Annotated in this window: 15 protein-coding genes; all 15 read left to right on the top strand. The window is 42.4% G+C overall.

Annotated elements, in window-relative coordinates:
• Positions 1-102: 102 nt before the first annotated feature.
• Positions 103-2,763, top strand: coding sequence for a magnesium-translocating P-type ATPase (gene mgtA / locus ACVX3R_RS08380; RefSeq protein WP_458794853.1), 2,661 nt, complete (start codon positions 103-105; stop codon positions 2,761-2,763).
• Between the two features lie 134 nt (positions 2,764-2,897).
• Positions 2,898-3,296, top strand: coding sequence for a transcriptional regulator Spx (gene spx / locus ACVX3R_RS08375; RefSeq protein WP_000591165.1), 399 nt, complete (start codon positions 2,898-2,900; stop codon positions 3,294-3,296).
• A gap of 66 nt (positions 3,297-3,362) precedes the next feature.
• Positions 3,363-3,932 (top strand): SP0191 family lipoprotein, encoded by a 570-nt coding sequence (locus ACVX3R_RS08370; protein ID WP_458794852.1) that lies wholly within the window; start codon positions 3,363-3,365, stop codon positions 3,930-3,932.
• A gap of 86 nt (positions 3,933-4,018) precedes the next feature.
• Positions 4,019-4,285 (top strand): IreB family regulatory phosphoprotein, encoded by a 267-nt coding sequence (locus ACVX3R_RS08365; RefSeq protein WP_000507060.1) that lies wholly within the window; start codon positions 4,019-4,021, stop codon positions 4,283-4,285.
• Between the two features lie 3 nt (positions 4,286-4,288).
• Positions 4,289-4,708, top strand: coding sequence for a Holliday junction resolvase RuvX (gene ruvX / locus ACVX3R_RS08360; RefSeq protein WP_002876031.1), 420 nt, complete (start codon positions 4,289-4,291; stop codon positions 4,706-4,708).
• A 15-nt stretch (positions 4,709-4,723) separates the two neighbouring features.
• On the top strand, positions 4,724-5,029 hold the full coding sequence (locus ACVX3R_RS08355) for a DUF1292 domain-containing protein (protein ID WP_007520816.1): 306 nt from the start codon (positions 4,724-4,726) through the stop codon (positions 5,027-5,029).
• Between the two features lie 358 nt (positions 5,030-5,387).
• Positions 5,388-6,638, top strand: coding sequence for a bifunctional folylpolyglutamate synthase/dihydrofolate synthase (locus ACVX3R_RS08350; RefSeq protein WP_458794851.1), 1,251 nt, complete (start codon positions 5,388-5,390; stop codon positions 6,636-6,638).
• Positions 6,639-6,725: 87 nt separating this feature from the next.
• Complete coding sequence (locus tag ACVX3R_RS08345) at positions 6,726-7,184, top strand: SP_0198 family lipoprotein (protein WP_458794850.1); 459 nt, start codon at positions 6,726-6,728, stop codon at positions 7,182-7,184.
• Between the two features lie 185 nt (positions 7,185-7,369).
• Positions 7,370-8,521, top strand: coding sequence for an iron-containing alcohol dehydrogenase (locus ACVX3R_RS08340; protein ID WP_458794849.1), 1,152 nt, complete (start codon positions 7,370-7,372; stop codon positions 8,519-8,521).
• An 87-nt stretch (positions 8,522-8,608) separates the two neighbouring features.
• Positions 8,609-9,877: a glycosyltransferase gene (locus ACVX3R_RS08335; protein WP_458794848.1), complete on the top strand. Its 1,269-nt coding sequence runs from the start codon at positions 8,609-8,611 to the stop codon at positions 9,875-9,877.
• A gap of 3 nt (positions 9,878-9,880) precedes the next feature.
• Positions 9,881-10,861 (top strand): NAD-dependent epimerase/dehydratase family protein, encoded by a 981-nt coding sequence (locus ACVX3R_RS08330; protein ID WP_458794847.1) that lies wholly within the window; start codon positions 9,881-9,883, stop codon positions 10,859-10,861.
• Positions 10,836-11,651, top strand: a complete 816-nt coding sequence (locus ACVX3R_RS08325) for an MBL fold metallo-hydrolase (protein WP_458794846.1) — start codon at positions 10,836-10,838, stop codon at positions 11,649-11,651. The genes ACVX3R_RS08330 and ACVX3R_RS08325 overlap by 26 nt, the downstream gene beginning before the upstream one ends.
• A complete protein-coding gene (locus ACVX3R_RS08320) occupies positions 11,629-12,891 on the top strand; it encodes a F390 synthetase-related protein (protein WP_458794845.1) in 1,263 nt (420 codons plus the stop codon). The genes ACVX3R_RS08325 and ACVX3R_RS08320 overlap by 23 nt, the downstream gene beginning before the upstream one ends.
• A 15-nt stretch (positions 12,892-12,906) precedes the next feature.
• Entirely contained in the window at positions 12,907-13,851 is a 945-nt protein-coding gene (locus ACVX3R_RS08315) for a 3-oxoacyl-[acyl-carrier-protein] synthase III C-terminal domain-containing protein (RefSeq protein ID WP_458794844.1), read from the top strand.
• 135 nt (positions 13,852-13,986) lie between these two features.
• Positions 13,987-15,519 (top strand): cardiolipin synthase, encoded by a 1,533-nt coding sequence (gene cls, locus ACVX3R_RS08310; protein ID WP_458794843.1) that lies wholly within the window; start codon positions 13,987-13,989, stop codon positions 15,517-15,519.
• The last annotated feature ends 67 nt before the right edge of the window (positions 15,520-15,586 follow it).

Raw genomic sequence — 15,586 nt, 5'->3', positions numbered from 1 at the left:
ACCGCACATACACAGCCAATCGCTGATTTGTGTCGTTCTGCCCTTATAAAGTGATTGGTCTCTGTGTATGAAACACATCATTCATACAGATAGGAGAAACCAATGAAAACTACAAAAGAAAGATTAGCAGCAGCTATTCATACACCTTTAAACGAAACTCTATCTTTTTACAAGACAAGTCTAACAGGCTTAACTGAGGAACAGATAGAAAAGAATCGTGATTTATATGGTGAAAACACCATCACCAAGGGTCAAGAAGACAGTATCCTCAAAAAGATTTACGAATCTATTATCAATCCATTTACAATCATCCTCCTGGTCATCGCTATGATCTCCATGGTGACCAACGTCTGGTTGGCGAAGCCTGGGCAAGAAGACCCGACGACCTCTATCATCATCGTCGTTCTCGTTCTAATCTCTGGTGGCATACGCTTTGTCCAAGAATTGCGGAGTGACAAAGCTGCGACCAATCTTTCAAAAATGATTGTGAATACAGCTACGGTTATTCGCGAAGGCCAGAGTTTAGAGATCGCAATTGAAGATTTGGTCGTTGGAGATATAGTCAAGTTAAGTGCTGGGGATATGATTCCAGCAGACCTCCTTTTGATTGAATCACGTGATTTCTTTGTCCAACAGTCTGGCTTGACGGGTGAAAGTGATTCGGTTGAGAAACTAGCCTTGTCAAAAATGAGTCAGTCAAATTTTGATAGTCTGCTAGAAGCAGAAGCGCTCGCCTTCATGGGAACCAACGTGATATCAGGAAGCGCCAAGGCTTTGATTCTAGCGGTCGGTGATGACACCATGATGGGAGAGATCGAGCAGACTCTCAATACTTATGACGAGCCCACCTCTTTCGAACGGGATATGAACAGTATCTCCTGGCTTTTAATCCGTTTGATGTTGGTCATGGTTCCCATCGTATTTCTTTCCAATGGTTTGACGGATGGAGATTGGTTAGAGGCTGGCGTATTTGCTTTGAGCGTGGGTGTCGGGCTTACACCTGAGATGCTTCCCATGATCATCACGGCCAGTCTAGCAAAAGGCTCCATTATCATGGCCAAGGAAAAAGTCGTTATCAAAAAACTCAATGCCATACAAGATCTAGGTGCTATTGATATCCTGTGTACGGATAAAACTGGAACCCTTACCCAAGACGAAATTGTCCTTGAATATCCTTTGGATATACATGGGGATTTGGATTTATCTGTGTTGAGACGAGCCTATCTCAATTCCTATTTTCAAACCGGTTTGAAAAACTTGATGGACCGTGCCATTATCAGTAGAACTGAAAAAGAAGCTAAAGAACACGCTATTCTACAAAATTTGGATACTACCTTTCAAAAAATAGATGAATTGCCCTTTGATTTTGAACGCAGACGGATGAGTGTCATCGTCAAGGATGAGAACGAAGTTGTTAGTTTGGTAACCAAGGGTGCCCTAGAGGAAATGCTTGCGATTTCAACCCATGTGGAATATCAAGATCAGATTAGCCCTCTGACGGATGATATCCGAGTGGAAATCTTAAAAGAAGTGGACCAACTCAATCAACAGGGCTTACGAGTCTTGGGAGTCGCTTATAAAACAGGCTTAAAGGAAGGTTTTGCTTACTCCGTTGAAGATGAAAAGGAGATGATTCTAACAGGATATCTTGCCTTTCTAGATCCACCAAAACCATCTGCAGCCCCTGCTATCCAAGCTTTACTAGAGTATGGTGTTCAAACCAAGATCTTGACGGGGGATAATGAGAAGGTAACCCAAGCAGTATGCGAAAAAGTTGGTTTAGACGTTGATCAAATCTTGTTGGGTTCTGATATTGATGCCATGACGGACGAAGAGTTGGCCCAAGCGGTCGAGAAGGTGACTGTATTTGCCAAACTCTCTCCGGATCAAAAAGCACGAATCATTTTACAAATCAAATCTAATGGGCACTGTGTCGGCTATATGGGAGATGGGATCAATGATGCCCCTTCTATGAAAGTAGCAGATGTGGGGATTTCTGTTGATACAGCAGTAGATATTGCCAAAGAGACAGCTGATGTCATTTTGCTAGATAAGGATTTGATGGTGCTTGAAAAAGGTCTGGTTGAAGGACGAAAAGTCTATGCCAATATGACCAAATATATCAAGATGACGGTCAGCTCTAATTTCGGGAATATTCTGTCACTCTTAGTGTCTGGTATCTTTCTACCTTTCCTTCCTATGGCTCCGATTCACTTGATTGTGTTAAACCTCGTTTACGACCTTTCTTGCATTGCCTTGCCATTTGATAATGTGGATGAAGACTTTTTGAAACATCCTCATAAGTGGGAAGCCAAGTCTATTACTCGCTTTATGATTTGGATGGGTCCGATTTCGTCTGCCTTTGATATTTTGACCTTTATCTTGCTCTATTTTGTCATTGTCCCAATGACGACAGGTCATGCTTATGTTCACGGAGCAGAGTCTGCAACGGGCTTTATCATCCTGTTCCAGACAGGTTGGTTCATTGAATCCATGTGGTCCCAAACCATGGTCATCCATATGCTTCGTTCAGCAAAACTCCCTTTCTTACAAAGCCGTCCGTCATGGTTGGTTCTTGGGACAACCTTGCTAGCAGCTAGTTTTGTGACCTTCCTTCCCTATTCTGCAATTGCTAACCTCCTTCGTTTAACCCCTTTGAAACCAATTTATTTCCTCTTTTTGCTTTTGATAATTACTCTTTATATGATAAGTGTTACAATTGTGAAACGAATCTATATCAAAAAATTTAGAAGTTGGTTATAAATTGAATTTGTCAAGAAAAAAGTACGAAAATCGCGAAAAAAGTTAAATTTTTTTAAAAATAGGTCGCAAGTCGGATGCTTTTTATGGTATAATAGACTAAACTGATAGTAACATGTAGCGAAAGGGGTAGGTACATGATCAAAATTTATACAGTCTCAAGTTGTACTAGCTGTAAAAAAGCGAAAACCTGGCTCAATGCCCACCAGTTAAGTTATAAAGAACAAAATCTCGGTAAAGAAGGAATTACAAGAGAAGAGTTATTAGATATTCTCACGAAAACAGATAATGGAATTGCCAGTATCGTTTCGTCAAAAAACCGCTACGCTAAAGCACTTGGAGTTGACATCGAGGATTTGAGTGTCAATGAAGTGCTCAACTTAATCATGGAAACACCACGGATCTTAAAGAGTCCGATTCTCGTTGACGAGAAGCGCCTACAAGTCGGCTATAAAGAAGATGATATCCGTGCCTTCTTGCCACGCTCTGTCCGTAATGTAGAAAATGCAGAAGCACGTCTACGTGCAGCTCTATAAAACATCAAGGCTGGGAGTGACTCCTGGCCTTGTTTGCTCTTTTGTTTTAAAATCATGTGAGGAATTATGAAAAAGTTACTAATTGCTAGTTTTGCCCTCCTCTTTTTGCTTGCGGGATGTGGGCAAAAAAAGGAAACCCCTGCTGCTTCCACAACAGCATCTGACCCCATCCAATCAAACCTTCCCGTTTTGGACAATGCCGAAAAAAATACGGTTGTCACCAAGACCTTGTTGATGCCGAAGTCAGAAAATGGAACGCAGCAGATTCAGACCATTACCTATAAAGGCAATCAATTTTTGACCTTGACCATTCAGCAAAAACGACCTGTCGGGGATGAACTCAAGAACTTTATCTCTGAAAATGGGCTAGAGGAGACGAAAAAAGCGCTTCAAGAAGCTGAAGAGAAGGATGAGACCATCCAAGAGGCACGCAAACTAGCAGGATTTACACTGGAAACCAAGCTACTCAGCGAGACCGAAATCCAGACAACAACGACTTATGATTTTCAAGTATTGGATGTCAAAAAGACATCTCAGATCGAATATTTAAAAAATATTGGTCTTGAAAATCTCTTAAAAAACGAACCTAGCCAATATATTGCAGACAGAGTGGCAAATGGGGCGACAGAACAATAGAAAATCCAAATTAATAGACTGACTTATTTGTAGAACGTCAGGGAATGTGCTATAATAGTACTATTCTAAGGAAAGAGGGTGTTAGAATGGGATTTACTGAAGAAACTGTACGGTTTAAATTGGATGATTCCAATAAGAAAGAGATTAGCGAGACGTTGACAGATGTTTATGCTTCTTTGAATGAAAAGGGTTATAATCCGATAAATCAAATCGTCGGTTATGTATTGAGTGGAGACCCTGCCTACGTTCCTCGTTACAACAATGCACGAAATCAAATCCGTAAGTATGAGCGCGATGAAATTGTTGAAGAATTGGTACGCTACTACCTTAAAGGACAAGGAGTCGATCTATAATCTATGAGAATTATGGGATTGGACGTTGGTTCAAAAACAGTGGGTGTTGCCATTAGCGATCCCCTAGGCTTCACTGCTCAAGGCCTTGAAATCATCCAGATTAATGAGGATCAGGGCCAGTTTGGTTTTGACCGTATCAAGGAATTGGTTGACAGCTATAAGGTGGAGCGCTTTGTAGTGGGTCTGCCCAAAAACATGAACAATACCAGCGGTCCGCGAGTAGAAGCCAGTCAAGCCTATGGTGCCAAGCTAGAAGAACTCTTTGGTTTGCCAGTAGACTATCAGGATGAGCGTTTGACAACGGTCGCTGCGGAGCGTATGTTGATTGAACAAGCAGATATCAGTCGTAACAAACGCAAGAAAGTTATTGATAAGTTGGCTGCTCAGCTAATTTTGCAAAATTATTTAGATAGAAAATTTTAAGACAGAGGAGAAACTATGTCGCACGATCACAACCATGATCACGAAGAACGTGAATTGATTACACTAGTAGATGAGCAAGGAAATGAAACCTTGTTTGAAATTCTTTTGACCATCGATGGGAAAGAAGAATTTGGTAAAAACTATGTTCTGCTAGTGCCAGTTAACGCAGAAGAAGACGAAAACGGTGAAGTTGAAATCCAAGCTTACTCATTCACTGAAAATGAAGATGGAACAGAAGGCGAATTACAACCAATTCCAGAAGACTCAGAAGACGAATGGAACATGATTGAAGAAGTCTTCAACAGCTTTATGGAGGAGTAAAAACGTTCGGGGAACGTTTTTAGCCCAACTCCTGAAAATTAGAAGAGTTGGAACATCCAGTGGATGTTTTTAGCCCTGCGCCAGAAATTAGAAACGCAGGAACGTCCGGGGGATATTTTTACCCCAGTTCCTTGAAATAAGAGAGAACTGGTAAGTCTGGGAGACTGTATCACCCCAACTCCTAGAAACTAAAAAGAGTTGGAATGTCCGGGGGGTGTTTTTAGCCCACGTTGAAATTCATAGTAGCTAGTGATTAGCTAACCAGGTAAGAGGTCGGGATTTTAGTCCCGACCTCGCTTTTTATTTGTAATCATACTTTGATGTGGTAGTTGGTTGGACTTTTGTTAAGGAGACATGTATGTTTGAAGTAGAAGAATGGCTGCATAGTCGGATTGGTTTAAACTTTAGATCTGGACTTGGACGAATGCAGCGAGCAGTGGATTTGCTGGGGAATCCTGAGAAGACTTATCCTATTATTCATGTAACAGGGACTAATGGTAAAGGGTCAACTATTGCCTTTATGAGGGAGCTGTTTGTTGCTCATGGTAAAAACGTTGGTACTTTTACCTCTCCTCATATCATCAGTATCCATGATCGAATTTGTATTAATGGACAACCGATCGCAGAGGAAGACTTTATCCGTATAGCTAACCAAGTCAAGGAGATGGAGAAAACTCTTTTGGAAACACATGACCAATTGTCTTTCTTTGAGTTGTTGACCCTGATTGCCTTGCTTTACTTTAAAGAGCAGGGAGTGGATCTAGTCCTGCTAGAGGTGGGAATTGGTGGTTTGCTTGACACGACTAATGTCGTAACAGGCGAGATTGCAGTTATTACTTCGATTGGTCTAGATCATCAGGAGACCTTAGGCGATAGTCTGGAGGAAATAGCCGAGCAGAAAGCCGGTATTTTCAAGGCTGGCAAGAAGGCGGTCATTGCCAAGCTTACTCCAGAAGCGGAGCTTGTCTGTCAAAAAAGAGCAAGAGAGTTAGCTGTTGAACTTTATCAAGCTGGGCGAGACTTCATCTTGAATGCTGGGGATTTTTCAAGTAAGCTAGCAAACTTTTCCCAGCTTGAAATTGGTTTGGAAGGTGCTTATCAGCAAGAAAATGCTTCCTTGGCTTTACAAACTTTTCTTCTGTTTATGACGTCAAGAGAGGAAAAAGTCGAAGAAGAGCTTGTCAGACAGGCTTTGAAGGAGACACACTGGGCGGGTCGATTAGAACGGATTCGCCCGCAGATTTACCTAGATGGGGCTCACAATCTGCCAGCCTTGACTCGTCTAGTCGAGTTTATCCAAGGGAAAATCCAGCAAGGATACCAGGCTCATGTCCTTTTTGGCGCTCTTAAGCGCAAGGATTACCAAGGGATGTTAGCCTATCTAACAGAGCAGTTGCCTCAGGTGGAACTTAAGGTAACAGGCTTTGACTACCAAGGATCTCTAGAAGAAAGCGATGTTTCTGGTTATAAACTGGTTGACTCTTATCGTGATTTTATCAGCGAATTTGAAGAAAATGCCAACAATCAGGACTTGCTTTTTGTGACGGGCTCTCTCTATTTTATCTCGGAAGTACGAGCGGGTTTGGTGGGAGATCATGAGATTAGTTGACCTTCTAGACTTAAGTTGCTATACTGGGGATAGGAAAACTCGAAAACGATTTCAGAAATACATTAGCACAAAAGAAAGGAAATCGCTATGAAAACGAAAACATTCACACTTTCTATTGCTTCGTTAGCAATTCTTAGTCTTTTAGCAGCTTGTGGACCTAAGGAACAAGCATCTACCCAGCAATCTGCTCAACAATCATCTACTCAACAAGAATCATCTTCTAGTGCTGCTACCAGTGCTAGTCAACCACAGGTGTCCTCAAGCCAGGACACTACTGCGACAGCTCAACCGACTAATATTGATGGTACCTATACTGGAAAAGATGAGAACGACCAGATCACTCTTGTTGTAACAGGCAAAACTGGTACATGGACTGAGGTCGAACCAGATGGAGATAAGGAAATCAAGCAAGTCACCTTTGAGCCAGAAAATCAACGTGTCATTATCGGTGATGATGTCAAAATTTACACGGTTAATGGTAATCAATTGATTATCGACGATATGGACCGAGAGGCATCTGACCGAGTGGTATTAACTAAGCAATAATGATTAAGTAAAAGTTCCAATGAGATGAAATTCATCTTTTTGGAGCTTTTTTTCTTGAAAAAGTGGCTGGCTGTTTTTTACTAACTTTTCACTTAAAACGCTTACAAATATTTGTAAAACTTCTTATAAGGTCGTATACTTATGGTAAATAATCAAATAGCGCAGAGGCGCAGGAGGAAAAGCATATGGCTACATTTTACGTTCCATCAGTTAACCTTATTGGTAAAGGTGTTGTAAATGAAGTAGGTCCGTATATCAAGGAACTGGGGTATAAGAAGGCCCTTTTGGTGACAGACAAGTTCATCGAGGGCAGCGATATTTTACCTAAGGTTCTAAAACCACTAGATGCTGAAGGGATCGAATATGTGATCTTTAGCGATGTGGAGCCAAATCCGACTTGCAAGAACGTGACAGACGGAGTGGCTGCCCTGAAAGAGCATGGATGTGACTTTATCATTAGTCTTGGTGGTGGGTCTCCTCAGGATGCGGCTAGTTGTATCTCTATCATCGCTACAAATGGTGGAAAACCTCAAGACTATGAGGGTCTCCACAAGTCTGCTAAAAAAGGGTTGCCAGTGGTTGCGATCAATACAACAGCTGGAACTTCTGCAGAAATTACGATTAACTATGTCATTACTGACGAAGAACGCAAGGTCAAGATGGTAATGGTTGATAAGAACAGCCTCGCCCTCATCTCTGTCAATGATCCAGAACTTATGCTTTCAAAACCGAAAGGATTGACAGCGGCGACAGGTATGGATGCTCTTACTCACGCTGTCGAAGCCTTGGTAACACCAGGTGCTTATAATGTGACCAAGAAACTCTCTATCGGAGCTATTGAACTCATCAAGGAGTATCTTCCTCGTGCTGTGGCAAATGGCCAAGATATCGAAGCGCGTGAGGCGATGGTCAATGCCATCTTCCTCGGTGGTATGAGCTTTAACAATGCTGGTTTGGGATATGTTCATTCTATGGCTCACCAACTCGGTGCGGTATATAACTTGCCACATGGTGTCTGCTGTGCCATGCTTCTTCCAGTTGTAGAGCGTGAAAATGCCAAGCGTGTACCAGAAGCTTTTCGCAATGTGGCCAAGGCCTTGGGACTCCATGTTGAAGGGAAAACAGACCAGGAATGTGCAGCCTATGCTATCGCTGAGATTGAAAAATTGTCTGAAACGGTAGGAATTCCGAAGAAACTCACCGAACTCGGTATCCAAGAAAAAGACTTTGACTTTGACTACCTTTCTAAGAATGCTTTGATCGATGCCTGTGCACCTGGAAATCCATTTATGCCAACCTTAGAAGAAACTATTGCACTATACAAAGAACTCTTCTGATTCATAAAGTGAAAAAGAAGCTAAATAATGCTGGAAAGAACTATCATTTTGGTAGTTCTTTTTTTAAAAATTTGCTATCCTAGACATATGAGAAAAATCAAAATTGATGTGGTTGTAGTGCCCTTAAGTGGGCATCTATTCCCGACCCTGAATTTACTCGCACCCTTGTTGAAGGATCCCTTGTATGAGATTCGATTATTTACAGGACCGCAACGAAAAGCTGTCGCAGAGGAGATGGGCTTCCGGGTGATTCCCATTTTAGAAAATTGTGTAGATGAGTTTGAGCGTGTAGCCAACAATGAAGGGCAGTTAAACCTTATTTCTGCTTATCGACAGTTGTCAGCTAGTCTTGATTTGATCAATGTGGTTTCAGATCAATTAGTGCAAGAGTGGCAGGAAAATCGACCTGATATTGTGATTGCGGACTTTATAACCCTCTCTGGAGGACTAGTGGCGGAACAGTTGGATATTCCTTGGATAACCACAATGGCGACACAGTTTGCCATTGAAACGACAGATGGACCGCCTTGTTTCTTTGGAGGAATGGGCAGTCCAAAAACATCTTTCCAATCTGCTCAGCAATGGTTAGGAAGAAAAGGAACTCGTTTAGGGAAACGAATCGTAAGCTTTTTATTGAGAGAACGATTGAAACGTTACAATTTTAAACTCTACAATCAGAAGAATCAGGAAACCATTTATTCACCCTATTCCGTCTTGGGAATTGGGATGAAAGAGTTGGAGCTGAAAAGTGGTTTTCCAGAGCACTATCTTTGGGTGGGACCTTTTGGCTCTTCGATTGAGAGGGCAGAAAATTATCCCCTCGATTTGTCTCCTTATGCAGGTTATAAGAAGATCCTTGTATCCTGCGGCACTCAGCTAGCATGGGCCAAAGACAATCTCCTCTATCAGACACAACAATTGGCAGAAGTACATCCAGATTGCCACTTCTTTGTGACTCTGGGGTTTGGTGGACAAGACTTCCGATGTGAGGAGCTCATGGACAATGTTTCTGTGGTATCTTATCTTCCCTATAAGGAATACATTCCCCAGATGGACTATGTGATTCATCATGGCGGTGCGGGCATTTTTTACCAATGTATTATCTATGACAAGCCTGCCTTGATTCTCCCCCATGACTATGATCAGTATGACTATGCGGTTCGTGGCTTAGAGGCAGGGATTGCTTTGACCGCTAAACGAGAGGATACGGAAGCGATTGGGCGAGCTTTTGATGAATTATTGGCTCGGGAGAACTGGCCAGATTTGAAGAACCTCAGTCGTGCAGCTCAAATCTATCAGCCAACAGAGATTCTGAAGAGCGAAATACATCGGCTCTTAGGGGACAAGGAGAAGTAAAAAATGAAGAAAGTATTGGTAACAGGTGCTACGGGCTTTCTAGGCAAGTATGTTGTTGAAGAGCTCAGTCAGCAGGGCTATCAGGTACGCGCTTTTGGACGCAATCCCAAGGCAGGTCAGTCTTTGGAAAATTCCTTAGTAACATTTTTTCAGGGAGATTTGACCAAGCAAGAGGATTTGGCTCAGGCTTGTCAGGGGATGGACATGATTGTGCATGCGGGTGCTCTTTCTACCGTTTGGGGTCCTTGGGAGGATTTCTACCAGACAAATGTCTTGGGAACCAAGTATGTTCTGGATGGTTGTCGAGAGGCCGGTATTCAGCGTTTAGTTTATGTATCATCGCCGAGCATCTATGCTGCGCCTCGAGATCAGCTTGCTATCAAAGAAAGCGATGCGCCTCAGGAAAATAATCTGAACAACTACATTCGTAGTAAACTGGCTTCGGAGAAGCTGTTTAAGGATTATCCCGATGTTCCGAGCATTATCTTACGACCTCGTGGACTTTTTGGAATTGGGGATACCAGTATCTTGCCCCGAGTTCTCAAACTCAGTCAGAGGATTGGCATTCCCTTGATAGGAGATGGCCGTCAGCTCATGGATATGACCTGTGTGGAAAATGTTGCTCTGGCCATTCGTTTGGCTCTAGAGGCCCCTCAAGCTAGTGGCGAAGTTTATAATATTACCAATGGGGAACCAAGAGCCTTTAAGGATTTGATAGAAGAAACCTTAAGGGGGTTGGGCTATCCAATAACATACAGAAAAGTGCCAGCTCCTCTTCTTTCAGTTATTGCCAGTAGTTTAGAGTTTCTATATAGAGTCTTGAAACTCAAAGGTGAACCGGCTCTGACACGCTATACCTATTATCTGCTCCGTTATAGCCAGACGTTGGACATCAGCAAGGCGGAGCGAGACTTGGGGTATCGCCCTCAAATCAGTATTTCGGAAGGGATTGAACAATATGTCCAAGATTATCGAAAGTATTGATTATTTCCCTGCCGGATATTGTACTAGTTATGCGGGTTTGCTATTTAAAGGAGTCAAGAATAAAAAGATGACCTTCCCAGCTGGCGTCTTTCTGATTAAGCACAGAGACAAGGGCTATCTACTATATGATACGGGTTATCACTATGATATTAAGACGAAGCTTCGCTATGGTTTTTATCGTCTAGGAACACCTGTTCAAATGACGGAAAAGGACCAGATTTCATATTTGCTAGAAGCGAAGGGAATCAAACCAGAAGAAATTAACTATGTCCTTCTATCTCATTTACATCCAGATCATCTGGGAGGAGCTAGCTTCTTTCCTCATGCAACCTTTATCCTGACAAAAGAAGTGTATGAAGTTTATCAAAAACCCAAGTTGAAAGACCTGATTTTCAAGGAATTTCTACCAACTTCTTTTGAAAAAAATCTAACCATTATCAGAGCTGACCAGCAAGATTCAACCTTTCCCTATCGTCCGATTTGTGATCTTTTTGGAGATGGCAGTATCCTAGTTGCTTCTGTTGACGGGCATGCTAGGGGGCAAGCCTGTCTGTATCTTCCAGACTTTAACCTCCTCATTGCAGCAGATCTTTGTTGGGGAATTGACCTTTTGCCTTACACCAAACAGATGCACCTGCTTCCTTCCTTGGTTCAAGATAACAAGGTGGACTATATCAAGGGGACAGAGTTTCTGGAGGAAATCTTGAAAGACGGAATTGAGGTGCTTGTTAGTCATGACCCTGTAGAAAGGATAGAGTCAATCTTATATGAAAAAAATAACCTTTCTTAAAACCTTTATCCAAACTCGCTGGCTTCATAACTTCAAATCTCGAGAGGCTGTGGAGAGCTATCAGAAAAAGCAATTAGCTAACTATATGGATTTTTTAAAGCGAGAGTCTCCCTACTTTAAAAATGGTGTGCCTAGCGACTTTGACCATATGGACAAAGCTTTTATGATGGAACATTTCAACGAACTCAACACCCAAGGAGTGGATCGTGAAGAAGCCTTATCCTTAGCTATTGAAAGTGAGAAGACCCGTGACTTCACTGAACTTAAAGGGGAAGTGGCCGTCGGTCTGTCTTCAGGGACGTCTGGACATCGGGGGCTCTTTATCACAACAGAGAAAGAGCGAAGTATGTGGGCTGCGGCTATCTTGGCAAAGATGTTGCCCAAGGGGCAGCTTTTTGGACACCGCATCGCCTTTTTCCTGAGAGCTGATAATGAACTCTATCAGACCATCAATACAGCGCTCATTCGTCTAGAGTATTTTGATATTTTCAAACATACAGATGAGCATATAGAGCGTCTCAATAGCTACCAACCAACTATTGTGGTGGCGCCAGCCTCTATGTTGATTGAATTGAGCAAGCGCCTCAAGGATGGAGAGTTAGCTATTCACCCACAAAAAATCGTTTCGGTGGCGGAAATCTTGGAAGATAGTGATAGGGAACGCATCGCAGAGGCCTTTTCTCTGTCCATCATTGACCAAGTTTATCAGGCAACTGAAGGTTTCCTAGCCTGCACTTGCTCAGTTGGTAATCTGCATCTCAACGAAGACATTATCTTTGTGGAAAAGCGGTATCTGGATGACCGCCGTTTTTATCCAGTGATTACGGACTTTAAGCGAAGCAGTCAGCCTGTTTATCGCTACCAGCTTAATGATATCTTGGTTGAAAATCCGGAGCCTTGTCCCTGTGGCTCCTACTATACACGGATTGACAAGGTCGAAGGACGCTCTGACGATATCTTCTACTTTGAAGGGCAGGATGGGGGACAGGTAACGATCTATCCAGACTTTATCAGGCGTTGCATCCTCTTTGTGGAGAATGTAGGAGATTACCAAGTTAAGCAACATTCCGAGAAATTAGTGGAAGTTTGTCTAAGCCGACGAGATGAGGACGTAGAGACAGCTATTCTAGTTCAGTTTCATCTCTTGGCCCAGCAAAAAGAGTTCATAGTTCCTCAAATCCAATTTTCAGATTATCACTGGGATACTAGCCGTAAACTCAAACGTATCCAACGTTTATGAAAGGAAAAAAAGACAATGACGGAAGTAAAAAGACATGTAGAAATCGCAGGTTATGGCATTTGCCTTCCAAAGCATACCGTCCAATTCAAAGACCAAACCCGTTATCGTGTAGTTGAAAATGAAGAAACGCAACTCGACTTGGCAGAAGGAGCTATCCACCGTGCACTTGAACATGCAAATTTGGATATTAAAGATATCGATTGCCTTGTATCAGCTAGTGCAGTTGGTGTTCAGCCTATTCCTTGTACGGCTGCCTTGATTCATGAGCGCGTGGCAAAAGGACTCTCAATTCCAGCAATGGACATCAATACGACCTGTACCAGCTTTATTTCTGCTCTATCGACTATGTCTCACTTGATTGAGGCGGGCGAATACAATCGTGTCTTGATTGTGTCTAGTGAGGTTGGTAGTTTAGGGCTCAATCCCAAGCAAAAAGAAAGTTTTGAACTCTTTAGTGATGGGGCAGCAGCCTTTATTTTCCAAAAAAGTCATCAGGAAAAAGGGGTCATTGCTAGTCTCCAACGTACTTGGTCAGAAGGGGCTCACGATACGGAGATTCGTGGAGGTCTGACTTCTTTTCAACCAAAAGAGTACTCTGAAGCGACGAAGACCAACTATATGTTTGACATGAAGGGGAAGAAAATCCTCCTCTTGTCTGCTCGTAAAATCCCAGTCATGTTTGAAGAGTTTCAAGAAAAAACACAGCTAGCCTTGGCAGATGTGGACTATATCATTCCTCACCAAGCAAGTCGTGCTCTTCCTTTGGTCATGGAAAAACTAGGTGTGGCTGAGAATCAGTACCTCAATCTCGTCACTGACTATGGAAATATGGTGTCAGTCTCTGTACCGTTTGGATTGGCTTATTCTTTAGATCATGGGCTGGTCAAGGAGGGAGATGTCATCTACCTTATGGGGACTGCAGCTGGTATGACGGTCAATATGTTGGCTCTAAAATTGTAACAATTATCTAAATACGGAACGGCTGGAACTTTAGAAAAAGTAAAAGGTTGCTATCTACCCCTGAACTGAGGTATACTAGTAGAAAGATTAGTTTATCAAGCGGTGAGGGAGAATGTTAGAAAAGGAAGGGGATGTATGACAACTAGAAAAATGCAGCTACTCATGTCCAAATATGGTTTTAGCATTACCATCATGTTGGCAGAGTTGTTTATCGTCTTTGGTTTATTTCTCTATCTAGGGCAGATGGCACCGATTGTTTGGATTATCCTAGTCATTTTAGTGAGTTTAGCGACTATTGTATCAATTGTCAATCGGTCTATGAATCCTGAGAGTAAGGTAACATGGTTATTAGTAGCCTTTGTGCCAGTTTTTGGCCCATTGCTCTATATCATGTTTGGAGAACGCCGTTTATCTAAAAAAGAAATGAAGCAGCTAAAGCAGCTCCAATCAATGGTTGATCGAGAGGACAATAGCAGAGTTCTCCGTTTGGAGTTAAAAGAACAAGACAAGTCGGCTTACGGTGTTATCAAATCTCTCCTTAGCATGGACACGAATGCGGATGTCTATAATCGAACAGATACCCATTTCTTCCCTTCAGGGGAAACTATGTGGCGTCAGATGCTAGAGGATCTCAAGAAAGCAGAGAAGTTTATTTTTCTCGAATACTATATCATCGAAGAAGGCTTGATGTGGAATAGTATTTTGGAAATTTTGGAAGAAAAGGCAGTTCAAGGAGTAGAGGTGAAGCTTCTCTATGACGATATTGGCTGTATGGCAACCTTACCTGGGGATTATACTATCCAGCTTCGTAGCCGAGGGATTGAAGCCCATAAATTTAACAAGGTAATTCCGCGCTTGACCGTTGCCTATAACAACCGTGACCACCGTAAAATCACGATTATCGATGGTCAAATTGCCTATACAGGTGGTGTCAATCTGGCCGATGAGTATATCAACCATATCGAACGCTTTGGTTATTGGAAGGATAGCGGTATTCGCTTAGATGGATCGGCAGTTAAGGCTTTTACCAGACTCTTTTTATCAACCTGGTATATCAACCGTGGGGAAATTAGCGACTTTGACCAATACCATCTCGAAAATCAACCAAAAGATGGGATGGGGCTCTGTATTCCCTATAGTAGCGGGCCAAAACCCATCTACCGAGCCCAAGTTGGAAAAACGGTCTATCAAAACCTTATCAATCAATCCACGGACTATGTTTATATCACGACTCCCTATCTGATCGCCGACTACGATCTAACTGAAAGTATCAAAAATGCAGCTCTGAGAGGGGTAGATGTGCGAATTGTGACGCCTTGTATCCCAGATAAGAAGATTATTCAGTTAGTTACTCGAGGAGCCTATCCAGACTTGCTATCTGCGGGGGTTCGAATTTATGAGTATAGCCCGGGATTCCTTCATAGCAAGCAAATGCTTGTCGATGGAGAGGCAGCTACTGTGGGAACCATCAATTTTGACTATCGGAGTTTGCTTCACCACTATGAAAATGCCGTCTTGCTTTATAGGACGCAGTCCATCATCGATATTGAAAGGGATTTCGAAGAGATTTTTAAAGTTTCTCAAGAAATTTATCCCCACACCATCAAAACAAGCTGGTATCAAAGCCTGATCAAGGAAATTGTCCAGTTGTTTGCGCCTATGCTCTAACTATCCATCAAGATCTAGCCCAAGGCTGGATCTTTTTTGTCTTCTTACGAATAGATAAGTAAAGGAG

This window comes from Streptococcus sp. 517s, from assembly GCF_054445985.1.
The sequence above is the reverse complement of the archived record's forward strand: the minus strand, read 5'-3'. Positions and strand labels throughout refer to the sequence as shown.

Bases quoted from the DNA above. Each gene is read 5' to 3' on its own strand.
- mgtA (WP_458794853.1), top strand. From the start codon at position 103: ATGAAAACTACAAAAGAAAGATTAGCAGCAGCTATTCATACACCTTTA.
- spx (WP_000591165.1), top strand. From the start codon at position 2,898: ATGATCAAAATTTATACAGTCTCAAGTTGTACTAGCTGTAAAAAAGCG.
- ACVX3R_RS08370 (WP_458794852.1), top strand. From the start codon at position 3,363: ATGAAAAAGTTACTAATTGCTAGTTTTGCCCTCCTCTTTTTGCTTGCG.
- ACVX3R_RS08365 (WP_000507060.1), top strand. From the start codon at position 4,019: ATGGGATTTACTGAAGAAACTGTACGGTTTAAATTGGATGATTCCAAT.
- ruvX (WP_002876031.1), top strand. From the start codon at position 4,289: ATGAGAATTATGGGATTGGACGTTGGTTCAAAAACAGTGGGTGTTGCC.
- ACVX3R_RS08355 (WP_007520816.1), top strand. From the start codon at position 4,724: ATGTCGCACGATCACAACCATGATCACGAAGAACGTGAATTGATTACA.
- ACVX3R_RS08350 (WP_458794851.1), top strand. From the start codon at position 5,388: ATGTTTGAAGTAGAAGAATGGCTGCATAGTCGGATTGGTTTAAACTTT.
- ACVX3R_RS08345 (WP_458794850.1), top strand. From the start codon at position 6,726: ATGAAAACGAAAACATTCACACTTTCTATTGCTTCGTTAGCAATTCTT.
- ACVX3R_RS08340 (WP_458794849.1), top strand. From the start codon at position 7,370: ATGGCTACATTTTACGTTCCATCAGTTAACCTTATTGGTAAAGGTGTT.
- ACVX3R_RS08335 (WP_458794848.1), top strand. From the start codon at position 8,609: ATGAGAAAAATCAAAATTGATGTGGTTGTAGTGCCCTTAAGTGGGCAT.
- ACVX3R_RS08330 (WP_458794847.1), top strand. From the start codon at position 9,881: ATGAAGAAAGTATTGGTAACAGGTGCTACGGGCTTTCTAGGCAAGTAT.
- ACVX3R_RS08325 (WP_458794846.1), top strand. From the start codon at position 10,836: ATGTCCAAGATTATCGAAAGTATTGATTATTTCCCTGCCGGATATTGT.
- ACVX3R_RS08320 (WP_458794845.1), top strand. From the start codon at position 11,629: ATGAAAAAAATAACCTTTCTTAAAACCTTTATCCAAACTCGCTGGCTT.
- ACVX3R_RS08315 (WP_458794844.1), top strand. From the start codon at position 12,907: ATGACGGAAGTAAAAAGACATGTAGAAATCGCAGGTTATGGCATTTGC.
- cls (WP_458794843.1), top strand. From the start codon at position 13,987: ATGACAACTAGAAAAATGCAGCTACTCATGTCCAAATATGGTTTTAGC.